The organism is Bacteroides muris (ex Fokt et al. 2023) (genome assembly GCF_024704895.1).
Lineage (GTDB): Bacteria > Bacteroidota > Bacteroidia > Bacteroidales > Bacteroidaceae > Bacteroides > Bacteroides muris.
Genome location: NZ_JAMZEE010000025.1, coordinates 1 through 12,600, shown reverse-complemented (window position 1 = coordinate 12,600; position 12,600 = coordinate 1). Strand labels below are relative to the sequence as shown.

The window sequence follows — 12,600 nt, the reverse complement described above, 5'->3', positions numbered from 1 at the left end:
AAAAAAAATTTGGCAGAAACGGGAAAACTGTTTATCTTTGCACCCGTTATCCAAATGCGGAAATAGCTCAGTTGGTAGAGCATAACCTTGCCAAGGTTAGGGTCGCGAGTTCGAGTCTCGTTTTCCGCTCTCTTTTTCCCTTTCTTAGGATGCTCGAATGGTGGAATGGTAGACACGAAGGACTTAAAATCCTTTGGCCATTGCGGCTGTGCGGGTTCAAGTCCCGCTTCGAGTACTCTAAGGGACGAATCGTGTTTTTCACGGTTCGTCCCTTTTCTTTTGTCTCTGTTATTCGTTGGATATGAGTGCTTTAGAAGAAAGAATTTGTTGCGGTTCTGAAACATCCGTATCCAAGCTTTTCTATTTTATTGTACAATAAAGCTAAGAATTTGCAGTATATGAGAATGCTGGATGAACGGAAGACGGTACGCTGTGCAAATGGAGTGGATAAATATTTATAAACCGTAGCGGACAAAGTGTTTTCCTTAATGGAACAAGTTGTTCTTATTGTGGAGAACACTTTGTTTTTCCTTATTGGCATGTGCTTACCGATGAAAGAAAGAATTTATATGAATAGCTTCCTCTTTATTGTTCAGAACAGCTTGGGGCGTTTGTTGTTGAACCGATAGCCGATGCCCAACATCAGATAATTGGGCTCATGAAATTCCCGGAGGTTATATCCTATATGGAGATACGAATTGCGTGTTACGTCTATTTTCAGGGCAAGAATCTGATAGAAAGACTTCATGTCACCACCACCGTGCAGAATGTTGGCCCCCAGACCGATACCTACCGTGAAGTAGGGCATGACAAGTTCTCCGCGGGCGGATAAGCCCAATGCCATCTGCTTCTTGGCGGGCGGAGTATGGAAGCCGTTCTCTTCATCGTACGATTCCTTCATGTTCGCGCTGTGGTCGTATACGCCGTCCAGAGCCACACCGGCACGGAACTTATAACCGAAGTTGTACATGGGTGCAAAGCTGAAACCGAACACGTTGTAAGTGCCGGGTGCGGGTACCTGGCCACTACTGCCCTCATGATCCACTGCTTTCTTTCGCCAGGAGCCGAACAAAGTCAGGTCGTAGCTGACGTGGCGGGGGAATGGAGGAATGATAGGGCGTTGCCATGACTGGGTGAGCTCATCCGCTCTGCGGTTAAAGTTGTATGCTAGCCCCACTTTGCAGTCCACCGTGTTCAGACCGGAGTTGGGATATTGGGTATTTCCGTTGGAAAAGTGGCTTCCGGTAGCTCCTATCATCAGGTCGAATTTGGGGGAGAGCGCCCACTTTAAGTAAAGGTTCACATTGAGATAAGCATTCACTTTCGAGCCGATAATCTGGTTCTCCGGGTTGTCTTGGCCGTCGTAGGGTTTCCAGCCGAAAGATGCGCCGAAGTTCCATTCGTAGTTCAAGGATATGCGGGGGCTGAATCGGGCGATGCGTCCCCCTTGAAACAGGTAGACGGCCAGCGAGTTGCCCAGCTCTTCCGGATTGCCGAAGTTGAAATAGCCGACCCCGATTCCTTGATAGGCTCCTATATAGGCTTGGTCGGCAGCGGTGTGCGGACGGAGTTGGAAGGAGTATTTCAGATGACCGACATAGGCATTTTTCATGGCCTTGTATTGGTGGTTGAAGTACTCCAGAAAAGGGTTGGTCTGAAAAATATATCCGGCACGCCCTTCTACGCCTAATCTATGGATGAAGCGCTGTGAGAAAGGGAGTGTATCCCGTTTGTATTCCGAATGACTATCGGATGTCCACTGCTGGGCGTATATTGTATCAGACAAGGAAAGTGCCGCTCCTAAGAAAGCCAGTATTTTCCATATCTGCATTCTATTTTTCATATGCCGTGTCGGTCTTTCTTGTTTATAAATGTTCCAAGTGAAGTTTAATTTCGTGCAAATATAGTTTTTTCCTCCTTTTGGTGTTCACAATGAGGCAACTGTCTGTAAAAGAGGGGGTAAAACAGAAATCATCAATAGAATGGCAGACTTCAATCTTATCCCCTCCTTATTCATTCGTCCGGATGCTGCCTTATGGTTCAGATGCCGGGTGACGAGTATTATTTCCGGTTGTTCTCCCGGATTTCCACACGGCGGATTTTCCCGCTGATGGTTTTGGGGAGTTCATCGACGAACTCGATGACACGCGGATATTTGTAGGGAGCCGTCACTTTCTTCACGTAGTTCTGTAACTCCTTGGCAAGCTCTTCTCCGGCGCGTGCCTTGTACTCTTTTGCCAACACAATCGTAGCTTTTACCACTTGGCCGCGGATTTCATCGGGCACACCGGTAATGGCACATTCCACTACGGCTGGGTGGGTCATTAATGCACTTTCCACTTCGAACGGGCCGATGCGGTAGCCGCTACTTTTGATGACGTCGTCGGCGCGGCCCACGAACCAGAGGTAGCCGTCTTCGTCTTTCCAGGCTACGTCTCCCGTGTAGTAAATGCCGTTGTTCCATGCCTCGTGGGTGCGGTTGGCATCGCGGTAGTATTCCTTAAACAATCCCAGCGGTTTGCCTTTGCCGGTACGGATTACAATCTGTCCCTGCTCACCGGCTTCCACAGAACGGCCGTCGTTGTCTATCAGGTCTACGTCGTATTGCGGATTTGGCAATCCCATGCTGCCGGGTTTCGGTTCCATCCACGGCATGGTGGCAACGGTAAGGGTCGTTTCGGTCTGTCCGAAGCCCTCCATCAGCTTGATGCCCGTCAACTTCTTGAAGGTATCAAACACGGCGGGGTTCAATGCTTCTCCGGCGATGGTGCAGTATTCCAGGCTGGATAAGTCGTACTTAGTAAGGTCTTCGTGAATGAGGAATCGGAAGATGGTGGGCGGCGCACAAAGCGACGTGACGTGATAATCTTGTATCTTCTCCAGTATGGCTGCGGGAGTGAATTTCTCGTGGTCGTATACAAATACGTTGGCGCCGGCAATCCATTGCCCGTATAGCTTTCCCCACACAGCTTTTCCCCAACCGGTGTCGGCAATGGTGAGGTGTAGGCTGCTCTCTTTCAAGTTGTGCCAGAAGCTGCCGGTGACGATATGTCCCAACGGATAGGTGAAGTCGTGCGCCACCATCTTGGGTTCTCCGGTAGTACCGCTGGTGAAGTACATCAGGGAGATGTCGTCGTTCGTGTTCGGATGTTCCGGTTTCACGAAAGGAGCGGCGGCCTCGATACCTTTGTGGAAGTCTTCGAATCCTTCGGCAACTTCCGGTCCGACGCTTACCAGATGTTTCACGGTAGGAGAGTCCGGCATGGCTGCCGTGATATGGTCGGTGATGATGCTTTCGCCGGCGCAGACTATCATTTTGATGTCTGCGGCGTTGCAACGGTATACGATGTCTTTCTTCGTCAGCAGGTGGGTGGCGGGAATCACCACTGCACCGAGTTTGTGCAGTGCCACAATGCTGAACCAGAATTCGTAACGGCGTTTCAGTATCAGCATCACCATGTCTCCACGGCCGATGCCGAGGCTTTGGAAATAGGAAGCCGTCATGTCTGTGTACCGTTTCATGTCGGCAAAGGTGAACTGCCGGCATTCGCCTTGGTCATTGGTCCACAACAGTGCGGGTTTGTCGGGCTGCTCGGCTGCCCAGGCATCCACCACGTCGTAGCCGAAGTTGAAATTCTCCGGTACGTTTATCTTCAGGTTCTTGATGAAGTCCTCCTGTGAGGTGAAGGATGTTTGAGATAAAAATCTTTCTACCATAACTTTATTACATGATTACTGCCAGGAATTTCACTGTCTTTCCGTCAAGCGCCTTCATGCCGTGCGGCAGTTTGGAGTTGAAGTACAGACTGTCTCCTTCATTTAAGATTAAGTCTTTGCCGTCGATGCTGACCATCATACGGCCTTCCAGTACGAGGTTGAACTCCTGACCGGCATGGCTGTTGTAATGTATCGGCTCGCTGTCCGGCTTCGGTTCTACGGTCACGATGAACGGGTCTGCCGTGCGGCTGATGAAACCGGCTGCCAGCGATTGGTATTTATATGCCTTGGTACGTTCTATACTGGTTCCTTTTTCGGCACGTGTCAGGAAGTAGGAATTCATTTTGGGCTCTTGCCCGAACATCAGTGCGTCCAGTGATATGCCGTAGTGCCGTGCTATCTTCTGCAGCATGCTGACGGAGATGTCGAATTCTCCGGTTTCGGCAAGGCGGTACTCTTCTGCGGAGATGTCGCAGTTGCGGGCGATATCGTCGGCAGTCAGTTCCAATACGTCGCGCAGTCCGCGCAGGCGTTCGGCTATTTGTCTGATCTGTTCGTCCATAATTATATTTGTTTTAAATGGGTTTTCATTTGCTTGCTTTTATCGCTTTTATCACGGTAGAGGTGAAACCTTCGTGCTCCAGTTCGTTGATTCCCTTGATGGTGATTCCTCCGGGGGTGCAGACCTTGTCTATCTCGATGCTGGGGTGCGTGTCATTGTTCAGAATCAGCTCGGCTGCTCCCTTCAGGGACTGTGCTACCATGCGCATGCCGTCTTTGGGGTAGATGCCCAGCTCGATGCCGGCCTGCATGGCTGCCTGGATGTACTTTAGCGCGTAGGCGATGCCGCAGGAGGTCATGGCTGTGGCGGCTGCCATTTTTTCTTCGGGCAGCCATAAGGCCATTCCCATTTCGCAGAAGATGTCCAGCATCAGTTTGCGCTGTTCGTCGGTGGTGTTGTTTCCGGTGATGAGGGTCATGCTCTGCATTTCGCTGATGGCGGTGTTGGGGATGAGGCGGAATACGGGCTGGCCGAGGTTCCCGGTGTAGCCCGCCAATTGCCCGCAGGAGATGCCTGCCGCTACGGACACCACCAGGGTGTCCGCCTCTATGCCCAGCTCCTTGACGACCGGTTCTATCAGCCAGGGCTTCACAGCCAGAATCACCATGTCGGCGCCTTTGGCGGCCGCGCGATTGTCGCGGGTCACTTGCAGGGCGGGAAATGCGGCTTTCAGCCTGTCCAGTTTGCCTTGTGAGGGGTTCGATACGGTGATGCTTGTGGCGGGCACGATACTTCCCTTTGCCATGCCGCGTGCGATGGCACTGCCCATGTTTCCGGCTCCGATGATGGCTGCTTTCATGTCGATGGTTTTATTCTGAATACTTTTCGAAGGGCAAAGATATGTATTTTATCACTGAATGTGACAAGTTTATGGCAAAAAGTAAAGCCGAATGGAAGATTATGGCTATATTTGTCTTCCTAATAATAAAAGAAACGTTTATGGATAACGGGTTTGATTACGGCCTTGTGCCCCCGAAATATGCCCATTGCTTTAATGAGGCCTGTCCGTACGGCAAGCATTGCCTGCGCAGGCTGGCGGCGGTTCATGCACCCGCCGGGGTGGAGTTTGTCACCTGTCTCAATCCTGCGGCCTATCCCATGGGCGACACCCGTTGCAGGCATTTTCGTCCGGCGGACAAGATACGTCTGGCGTGGGGCGTGTCCCGCTTGTGCAACGAAGTGCCCTATGGCATTGCGCGGGGCCTGATGACCCGTGTCCGCCACTCCTTTTCCAAGCCTACTTACTACCGCATCCTGCATCAAGAGCGCCCTCTTTCCGTGGAAGAGCAGGAGAAGATAGCGGCGCTCTTCCTTCGTGAAGGCGTGGAGACGGCTCCCCTTTACGACCGCTATACGGAAAATTACGATTGGAAAGCCTGATTCTGTTACTTCGTTATGTATGAACGGGTTATCGGTTCCACCATTTTTGTCCGGGGTGGAACTCATTTCCCACTACGACTGAAAGCGTTTCCCATAGAAAGGGAAACGCTTTCAGTCGTAGTGGGAAATGGGCTGGGTATGGGAGGCTAAAGACCCGGAGCGATGAGAGAAGGGCATTCCGGGAGTCAGAAGGAGTTAAAGACCGACAACTCTTTCTGACTTCCGGAATGAAAGAGCCGGAATTTTAAAGTACTTTTTTGAAACGTTCCAGGAATTCCCTTGCTTCGTCCATGCCGAGGCAAAGAGGAGGCAGCAGGCGGAGTACGTTCGTGCCGCTTACGCCGGTGAATACATGCTGCTCTTTCAGCAATTTTGTACGCAGTTCTTTGATGGGGGCTTCAAATTCCAGTCCTATCATCAGTCCTCGTCCGCGAACGTCCTTGATTTGCGGGAACTTTCTCAGTTCTGTCATCAGGAAGTCACCGACTTGTGCTGCATTTTCTATCAGATTTTCTTGTTCTATGACGTCCAGCACAGCAAGAGCGGCACTGCAAGCCAGGTGGTTTCCACCGAAAGTGGTTCCAAGTTGCCCGTAGACTGGTGTAAACATTGGACTGATGAGTACACCTGCCATCGGGAAACCGTTGCCGATGCCTTTGGCCACGGTGATGATGTCGGCTTTGATGCCGTTGTATTGATGGGCGAAGAACTTGCCGCTGCGTCCGTATCCGCTTTGGATTTCATCAAGAATCAAGACCGTGTTGTGTTCCGTACAGGTCTGGCGGAGAGCCTGCATGAATTCGTCTGTCGGCAACTGGATGCCTCCTACGCCTTGTATGCCTTCGATGATCACCGCACAGACATCTCCTTTGGACAATTCGGCCTTCATGGCTTCGGTGTCGTTCAGCGGGAGATAGGTGACGTGTCCGCAGTTATTGATGGGAGCGATGATTTTAGGATTGTTCGTCGCTTCCACTGCCAGTGAGGTACGTCCGTGGAATGCTTTCGAGAAGGATATCACACGGGTGCGGCCATTGTGGAAGGAGGCGAGCTTCAAGGCGTTTTCATTGGCCTCGGCACCGCTGTTGATGAGGAACAGCGAGTAGTCGTCATAGCCGCAGGCCTTTCCCAGGCGCTCTGCCACTTGCTGTTGCAGCTTGTTAATTACTGAGTTTGAGTAGAATCCTAACGTAGCAACTTGGTTGCTCACCATCTCTACATAATGTGGATGTGCATGTCCGATTGAGATGACTGCATGGCCACCGTAGAGGTCGAGGTATTCGGTACCGTTCTCGTCCCATACATGGCAGCCTTTTCCTTTGACGATGTTGATGTCAAAGAGGGGATATACGTCGAATAAATTCATTTTTTTAGAATGCAGAAGGTTTCAACCGTAATCCTACGGTCTCTTCCAGGTTAAACATTAAATTCATGTTATGGACAGCTTGTCCGCTGGCACCTTTCAGAAGGTTGTCGATGCAGGAAATGATAAGCAGTTTGTCGCCATGCTTCTCCAGATGGATGAGGCACTTGTTGGTGTTTACCACTTGCTTCAGGTCAATATTCTTCTCCACGATGTGTGTAAAGGAATCTTTGGCGTAGTATTCTTCATACATGCGGACGATTTCTTCCAGGGCCACTTTGGTCTTCACCACTATTGTGGTGAAGATACCGCGCGGGAAGTCGCCACGGTAGGGGATGAAGTCAATATCCGCATCGAAACTGTTCTGCAGCTGTTTGAGCGATTGCTTGATTTCGGGCACATGCTGGTGCTCGAAAGCTTTGTAGACGCTCATGTTGTTGTTGCGCCAACTGAAGTGGCTTGTGGCACCCGGTTTCACGCCGGCACCGGTACTTCCGGTAATGGCATTCACTATGATAACATCGCTCAGCATCAGATGTTTGGCAAGCGGCAGCAAACCCAGCTGTATGCAGGTGGCAAAGCAGCCCGGATTGGCTACGTGCTTCGCTTTGCAGGTGGCACGGCGGTTCAGCTCCGGTAGGCCGTAGATGAAATCATGTTCGGGAGAGGCTATGCGGTAGTCCATGGAGAGGTCGATGATTCTCAGTTCCTCGGGCACGTTGTGGCTTTCGAGGAATTTCTTCGTGTCGCCGTGTGCGGTGCAGAAGAAGAGTACATCAATCTCATCCAACGGCAGTTCGTCGGTGAATACTAAGTCTGTTTCGCCGTACAAGCCTTCGTGTACGTCGGTAATTTTGTTGCCGGCGTTGCTTGAGCTGTTTATGAAAACGATTTCCGCTTCCGGATGGTTGAGCAGCAAACGTATCAGTTCGCCTGCCGTATATCCGGCTCCGCCGATGATTCCTACTTTAATCATATGCCCTCCTTCTCGTCTTTATGATTTGAATAATAAGCGCGCAGTGCCGTAGAGGTTACTTTGATGAAACCTTTGGCGTCTTCTGCCGTCCATCCTTTCTGCATCTCGCCATATTCGCCGAATTTGTTTTTCACAAGGTCGTCTTTGCTTTCTACACCTACGGTAGAGAAGCAGAGCGGGTGAAGTTCAAGGATAGCCGTACCGTTCACGTTACGTTGCGAGGATTCCAGCATGGCTTCGATGTCACGCATTACCGGTTCCAGATATTGGCTTTCGTGCAGGAACATGCCGTACCAGTTGGCTACCTGGTCCTTCCAGTATTGCTGCCATTTGCTCAAGGTATATTTCTCCAGAAACTTGTGTGCACCGATAATCAGCATAGGTGCGGCAGCTTCGAAACCTACGCGACCTTTGATACCGATAATCGTATCGCCTACGTGCATGTCGCGACCAATGCCGTATGCCGCACCAATCTCTTCCACCTTCTGGATGGCTTTGATGGGGTCGTCGAATGTTTCGTCGTTCACAGCTTTCAGTTCCCCTTTCTCAAAAGTGAGGCGCAACTGCTCGCTGCCCTCTTTGGTGCAGTGTTTCAGGTAAGCGCTTTCAGGCAATCCTTGCGCGGAATCCAGAATCTCGCCACCGCAGATGGAGGTGCCCCACAAACCTACGTTATAGGAGTATTTCAGTTTGGTGAAGTCGGCAGCAAAGCCGTGTTCATTCAGATAATCAATCTCTTCCTGGCGGCTCAGTGCCATGTCGCGCGTCAGCGTGATGATTTCCACGCCCGGAGCCATGACGAGGAAAGTCATGTCGAAACGAATCTGGTCGTTACCCGCACCCGTAGAACCGTGGGCGATGGCATCCGCGCCAATTTCGTTGGCATAACGTGCGATGGCCAATGCCTGGAAGATACGTTCGGAACTAACAGAGATAGGATAGGTACCATTACGCAAAACATTGCCGAATACCATGTATTTCAAGCTTTTCTCGTAGTACTCCTGCGTCACGTCGAGGGTGACGTATTCTTTGGCGCCCAGTTTGTAGGCATTCTCTTCATTTGTCTTCAACTGTTTAGCACTGAAGCCACCCGTATTGGCGCAAGCTGCATATACTTCGTACCCTTTTTCTTTGGCAAGGTACATCACCGTAAATGAGGTATCCAAACCGCCGCTGAATGCGACTACCACTTTTTTCTTCTTTTCCATATCCTTAGTATTTTTATATTTTATCCTCTTCGTGCAGCTTCGGGTCGTAAAGCATTGCTGTGCAGATGCAGAATTTACGGTTCTTAGCTACCAATATATCATGGTTGATACAACCTTCGCAACCTTTCCAGAATGATTCGTCATCGGTCAATTCGTTGAAGGTGACAGGCACGTACCCCAACTCGGTATTCATTTTCATAACGGCAGCTCCACTGGTGAGACTGAAAACTTTGGCATTGGGCCAGCGTAGGCGTGCCAGGCGGAAAGAGGCAGTCTTGATACGTTTTGCCAGTCCCAGTCCCCGGTATTTGGGGTGTACTATCAAACCGGAGGTTGCTACATATTGCTTGTTGCCCCAGCTCTCTATGTAGGTGAAACCGGCAAAATCGTCTCCACACAAGGCTATGATGGCCTTTCCTTCTTTCATTTTAGTAGCTACGTATTCGTGCGTGCGTTCTGCGATGCCTGTTCCGCGTACCTTGGCAGCTTCCCGGATGGTATCCAAAATCTTGTCCACGTAAACTTCATGTGAGGCGTCAGCCACCATCACATCAATTTGTTTCGAATCCATTTCTTATTTAATTTCTTGTTTTTTGTTGTTATCTGTCATTTAATGTTCGGGATGATTTGCGCTAGGAAGCTGCGTACCTCGTCATGTGACGCTGCTTCGTGCACCACCAGCATGATGGTGTCATCTCCGGCAATGGTACCCAGAATGGCGGGACACTCCCGGTTGTCGATGTCGTAGGCCATGCTGCTGGCATACCCGGGCCGGGTACGGATGACGGCAATATTGCCTGAAAATTGAAGTGAAACGAATCCGCTTGTCATCAACATTTCACTTGCACTTTGGTCGTTCGAACGTTTATACATGATGTTGTTGGGCAGCACATATACGTATTTGCCGTTCATGTTTGCTGCTTTCGCTACTTTCAGCTGTTTCAAGTCGCGTGACAAGGTGGCTTGTGTCAGTTCAAAGCCTTCCTTGCTCAAGGCTTGCAACAGTTCTTCCTGAGAACTGACGTCTTTGCTTGAGATAATCATCTTGATGGCGTCTAACCGATTGGCTTTTTTCTTCATTTTCTGTATAATTATTCTAAGAGTAGCGCAAAATTAGGGATTATTTCGGAAAGAATATGCAAAAAATGAGAGTTTTTTTATTCTTTTTATACATCGGGTATATTGTATATACTGTTCTTGTTCTCTTTGTTGCAGCCTTGTTTGTCTGTTCTTTTACGTTATTGGGAGAGTTTCTGTATACCTTTGATAAGTATTGATATAATATGGGATAGATATGCAAATGTCAAATCTGACACCCTTTCAATCAAAAACTGTACAAGAAGTAGGGGGATAATCCCCTATTTTTGTATCGTTGAATAGCAACTAAAACAAATTATCATGAAACAATGCTTTTTTGCGGTCGACTTGGGGGCTACCAGTGGGCGCACAATTTTGGGAACTTTTACTTCGAATGGTTTGGAAATGCGTAAAGCTAAGCAATTGCTGGTGGGTACTTCTTTATTGGTGAAAGAAATCTCTTTTATGCTCGACTATAAGTCTACCGAGCATTTCTTTTCCTCGTTTAAGAAACGTACGGGGTTCACTCCATTGGAGTATCGCTCTTATGGTCGGGAAACCGGAGGAGAGGAGGAATGGAATAAAACAAAAAAAGACTTAACTCCTAAAAGTTAAGCCTTTTCTGTCGGAATGAGGCGAGTTATTGTGCACGTATCTGCTTCGCCAAAGAGCTGGTTATTAGAAAATGATAATATGTTGATTCGTTGATTACACATTGAGTTTGTCCCGATTTCGTCCCAGATAGACTTATATGTAGTGTTAATATTTAGGTATTATATACTCCGTTTCTCCAAACTTGATTAACTTGCAGTGGCACATTTTGCATCGTTCTCCTCGGGGGCATCTTTTTTAGTTTCTTTGAGTTGTTCTTGTAATCTGCCAATTTCACGGTTTAATTCTTCATTTCTTATTCTTAATTCTTTGTTTTCTTCTTTTAGATGTTGAAAAAGTACATCTGTGGGATCAGGACTTATGAATTTATCTCCAGTTCCAGTAATAATCCACATAAGGTTAATCTGTGGATATTTGACGAATATATTATTTAGAACTTCAGTGGTTATATCATCCACTAAGTTTGTTAAATAGGATGCTGATTTACCAATATTCATAGAGAAAGCCCTGCGTGATACAGCCATTTCATCGCATATATCAAATAATCGCTGCTGAATAACTGATGTTCCAGACTTCTTTTTCATAATCTTTGTTAATTGATTAATATATTATCTGTTTATGCAATATTATTGAATAGTATATTCGCTATATTTGCATTGTAATTCAAATCACACGAAACAAATGTACAAAGAAATCGAAACTCTTGCAATAGCGAAAAAACGCTATTACTTTAAAAAAGGCTATCGGCAAGTGACTATAGCTCAGAAAGATGAAGTTCGCCGTATTTTGATGTCAACATTGAATATTACGCGTTACACCTATTTTTCGCATTTGCTTAATAATGGCATTGTGGATATTTCCATGTCAAAGTATGAAGTTATCACGGCTATTCTTCAAAAATACGGAGTAACTGATATTTGGGATATTGTTCCGGAGAATCAAAAATTATGATGGTATGACTGCATTATCAGAACGGGAAGCACAGATTGCAGAACGTATAGCTTGGGGGGCTTCCCAAAAAGAGGTGGCTTGTGACCTTGGGATTTCTCGTTATACAGTGGATAATATTCTTCGCAGGATATATCAAAAACTTCATATAGGCAAGATTAATGAATTGTCTGCTTGGTGGTTCTGTACGCATTTCAATATCAGTTTTGAATTGTCTCCTCTAAAACGTACCATTGGTGCAGTTGCCTTGCTGATTTTAGTGATTCTCAATGATTTTACTTCTGGAGATACTTATTGTCGTAATCGGTCAAGAAAGGCCAGGACAGAGGTTTATGTGCGTTTAAAAGAGATTGTTTAATTATTTAAATACTATTAGTTATGACGAGTGAAAATCTGACAATGCACAACAAGGTTCTTGCATACCTTATCGAGATAGTGCACGAAGAGGCGGTTCCGGTGAATGTCGAAATCGGTTCCAGACATGTAGATGCCAACGGCGATACGCAAGTGGATGTATTGCTGGAGTATGAAGAGCCGGACAAGGAGTGTGTCAATGAAGCGATGGTCAGGGCTATCAATGCCATGGTCATAATGAATCAGTAAAGATAGGTTGATGATGACAGTTGTTTTTTTATGGATATTGCTGATTGCGCTGGTGGTCACTTTGATACTATGTGTCTGGCAATGCGGAAAGCATCCGGATCTTACCGAATTCTCTTTCTCTTTGATATTATCGTCTTGATGATAAATATTGGGA

At 47.9% G+C, this 12,600-nt stretch carries 14 protein-coding genes, 2 tRNA genes and 1 pseudogene; 7 read left to right on the top strand and 10 right to left on the bottom strand.

Going from position 1 to position 12,600, the window contains the following annotated elements:
* The first annotated feature begins 56 nt into the window (after positions 1-56).
* Positions 57-129: transfer RNA gene (locus M1B78_RS11090), tRNA-Gly, on the top strand.
* 22 nt (positions 130-151) lie between these two features.
* Positions 152-235, top strand: a tRNA-Leu gene (locus tag M1B78_RS11085).
* Positions 236-592: 357 nt separating this feature from the next.
* On the opposite strand, the gene M1B78_RS11080 is transcribed toward M1B78_RS11085, so the two are convergent.
* The 4 genes from M1B78_RS11080 to proC all read right to left on the bottom strand — a co-directional run bounded on the left by M1B78_RS11080 (position 593) and on the right by proC (position 5,078).
* Complete coding sequence (locus M1B78_RS11080; protein ID WP_257940689.1) at positions 593-1,843, bottom strand: acyloxyacyl hydrolase; 1,251 nt, start codon at positions 1,841-1,843, stop codon at positions 593-595.
* A 218-nt stretch (positions 1,844-2,061) separates the two neighbouring features.
* Positions 2,062-3,717 (bottom strand): AMP-binding protein, encoded by a 1,656-nt coding sequence (locus M1B78_RS11075; RefSeq protein WP_257940688.1) that lies wholly within the window; start codon positions 3,715-3,717, stop codon positions 2,062-2,064.
* Positions 3,718-3,724: 7 nt separating this feature from the next.
* On the bottom strand, positions 3,725-4,279 hold the full coding sequence (locus M1B78_RS11070; protein WP_257940687.1) for a helix-turn-helix domain-containing protein: 555 nt from the start codon (positions 4,277-4,279) through the stop codon (positions 3,725-3,727).
* A 25-nt stretch (positions 4,280-4,304) separates the two neighbouring features.
* On the bottom strand, positions 4,305-5,078 hold the full coding sequence (proC, locus tag M1B78_RS11065) for a pyrroline-5-carboxylate reductase (protein ID WP_136008970.1): 774 nt from the start codon (positions 5,076-5,078) through the stop codon (positions 4,305-4,307).
* Between the two features lie 140 nt (positions 5,079-5,218).
* Here proC and M1B78_RS11060 point away from each other — a divergent pair, with 140 nt between their 5' ends.
* A complete protein-coding gene (locus M1B78_RS11060) occupies positions 5,219-5,659 on the top strand; it encodes a DUF6078 family protein (RefSeq protein ID WP_136008971.1) in 441 nt (146 codons plus the stop codon).
* 244 nt (positions 5,660-5,903) lie between these two features.
* Here the strand turns inward: M1B78_RS11060 and M1B78_RS11055 are convergent, their stop codons facing one another.
* Genes M1B78_RS11055 through argR form a run of 5 tightly spaced genes read right to left on the bottom strand, consistent with a single transcriptional unit; the run spans position 5,904 to position 10,286 of the window.
* On the bottom strand, positions 5,904-7,025 hold the full coding sequence (locus M1B78_RS11055) for an aspartate aminotransferase family protein (protein WP_136008972.1): 1,122 nt from the start codon (positions 7,023-7,025) through the stop codon (positions 5,904-5,906).
* Between the two features lie 4 nt (positions 7,026-7,029).
* Positions 7,030-7,998, bottom strand: a complete 969-nt coding sequence (gene argC / locus M1B78_RS11050; protein ID WP_257940686.1) for an N-acetyl-gamma-glutamyl-phosphate reductase — start codon at positions 7,996-7,998, stop codon at positions 7,030-7,032.
* The gene (locus M1B78_RS11045) at positions 7,995-9,206 is read right to left on the bottom strand and encodes an argininosuccinate synthase (RefSeq protein WP_257940685.1); all 1,212 of its coding nucleotides are present in this window, start codon (positions 9,204-9,206) and stop codon (positions 7,995-7,997) included. The genes argC and M1B78_RS11045 overlap by 4 nt, the downstream gene beginning before the upstream one ends.
* A 13-nt stretch (positions 9,207-9,219) precedes the next feature.
* A complete protein-coding gene (locus M1B78_RS11040; RefSeq protein ID WP_005825115.1) occupies positions 9,220-9,777 on the bottom strand; it encodes a GNAT family N-acetyltransferase in 558 nt (185 codons plus the stop codon).
* Positions 9,778-9,812: 35 nt separating this feature from the next.
* Positions 9,813-10,286, bottom strand: a complete 474-nt coding sequence (gene argR / locus M1B78_RS11035; protein WP_136008975.1) for an arginine repressor — start codon at positions 10,284-10,286, stop codon at positions 9,813-9,815.
* 396 nt (positions 10,287-10,682) lie between these two features.
* On the opposite strand from argR, the pseudogene M1B78_RS11030 reads away from it, so the two are divergent.
* Positions 10,683-10,898: pseudogene (locus M1B78_RS11030) on the top strand (helix-turn-helix domain-containing protein); the annotation flags it as partial.
* A 185-nt stretch (positions 10,899-11,083) separates the two neighbouring features.
* On the opposite strand, the gene M1B78_RS11025 reads toward M1B78_RS11030, so the two are convergent.
* On the bottom strand, positions 11,084-11,479 hold the full coding sequence (locus tag M1B78_RS11025; protein ID WP_057254178.1) for a hypothetical protein: 396 nt from the start codon (positions 11,477-11,479) through the stop codon (positions 11,084-11,086).
* Between the two features lie 97 nt (positions 11,480-11,576).
* Between M1B78_RS11025 and M1B78_RS11020 the strand changes: the two genes are divergently transcribed.
* From M1B78_RS11020 to M1B78_RS11010, 3 genes are read left to right on the top strand one after another with little or no spacing between them, the layout of a single operon-like run.
* Positions 11,577-11,846: a hypothetical protein gene (locus M1B78_RS11020; protein ID WP_257940684.1), complete on the top strand. Its 270-nt coding sequence runs from the start codon at positions 11,577-11,579 to the stop codon at positions 11,844-11,846.
* 4 nt (positions 11,847-11,850) lie between these two features.
* On the top strand, positions 11,851-12,201 hold the full coding sequence (locus M1B78_RS11015; RefSeq protein WP_057254182.1) for a response regulator transcription factor: 351 nt from the start codon (positions 11,851-11,853) through the stop codon (positions 12,199-12,201).
* A gap of 20 nt (positions 12,202-12,221) precedes the next feature.
* The gene (locus M1B78_RS11010; RefSeq protein WP_257940683.1) at positions 12,222-12,446 is read left to right on the top strand and encodes a hypothetical protein; all 225 of its coding nucleotides are present in this window, start codon (positions 12,222-12,224) and stop codon (positions 12,444-12,446) included.
* Positions 12,447-12,600 lie beyond the last annotated feature (154 nt).

Excerpts from the sequence above, each read along its gene's own strand:
- M1B78_RS11080 (WP_257940689.1), bottom strand. The coding sequence starts at position 1,843 with ATGAAAAATAGAATGCAGATATGGAAAATACTGGCTTTCTTAGGAGCG.
- M1B78_RS11075 (WP_257940688.1), bottom strand. The coding sequence starts at position 3,717 with ATGGTAGAAAGATTTTTATCTCAAACATCCTTCACCTCACAGGAGGAC.
- M1B78_RS11070 (WP_257940687.1), bottom strand. The coding sequence starts at position 4,279 with ATGGACGAACAGATCAGACAAATAGCCGAACGCCTGCGCGGACTGCGC.
- proC (WP_136008970.1), bottom strand. The coding sequence starts at position 5,078 with ATGAAAGCAGCCATCATCGGAGCCGGAAACATGGGCAGTGCCATCGCA.
- M1B78_RS11060 (WP_136008971.1), top strand. The coding sequence starts at position 5,219 with ATGGATAACGGGTTTGATTACGGCCTTGTGCCCCCGAAATATGCCCAT.
- M1B78_RS11055 (WP_136008972.1), bottom strand. The coding sequence starts at position 7,025 with ATGAATTTATTCGACGTATATCCCCTCTTTGACATCAACATCGTCAAA.
- argC (WP_257940686.1), bottom strand. The coding sequence starts at position 7,998 with ATGATTAAAGTAGGAATCATCGGCGGAGCCGGATATACGGCAGGCGAA.
- M1B78_RS11045 (WP_257940685.1), bottom strand. The coding sequence starts at position 9,206 with ATGGAAAAGAAGAAAAAAGTGGTAGTCGCATTCAGCGGCGGTTTGGAT.
- M1B78_RS11040 (WP_005825115.1), bottom strand. The coding sequence starts at position 9,777 with ATGGATTCGAAACAAATTGATGTGATGGTGGCTGACGCCTCACATGAA.
- argR (WP_136008975.1), bottom strand. The coding sequence starts at position 10,286 with ATGAAGAAAAAAGCCAATCGGTTAGACGCCATCAAGATGATTATCTCA.
- M1B78_RS11025 (WP_057254178.1), bottom strand. The coding sequence starts at position 11,479 with ATGAAAAAGAAGTCTGGAACATCAGTTATTCAGCAGCGATTATTTGAT.
- M1B78_RS11020 (WP_257940684.1), top strand. The coding sequence starts at position 11,577 with ATGTACAAAGAAATCGAAACTCTTGCAATAGCGAAAAAACGCTATTAC.
- M1B78_RS11015 (WP_057254182.1), top strand. The coding sequence starts at position 11,851 with ATGACTGCATTATCAGAACGGGAAGCACAGATTGCAGAACGTATAGCT.
- M1B78_RS11010 (WP_257940683.1), top strand. The coding sequence starts at position 12,222 with ATGACGAGTGAAAATCTGACAATGCACAACAAGGTTCTTGCATACCTT.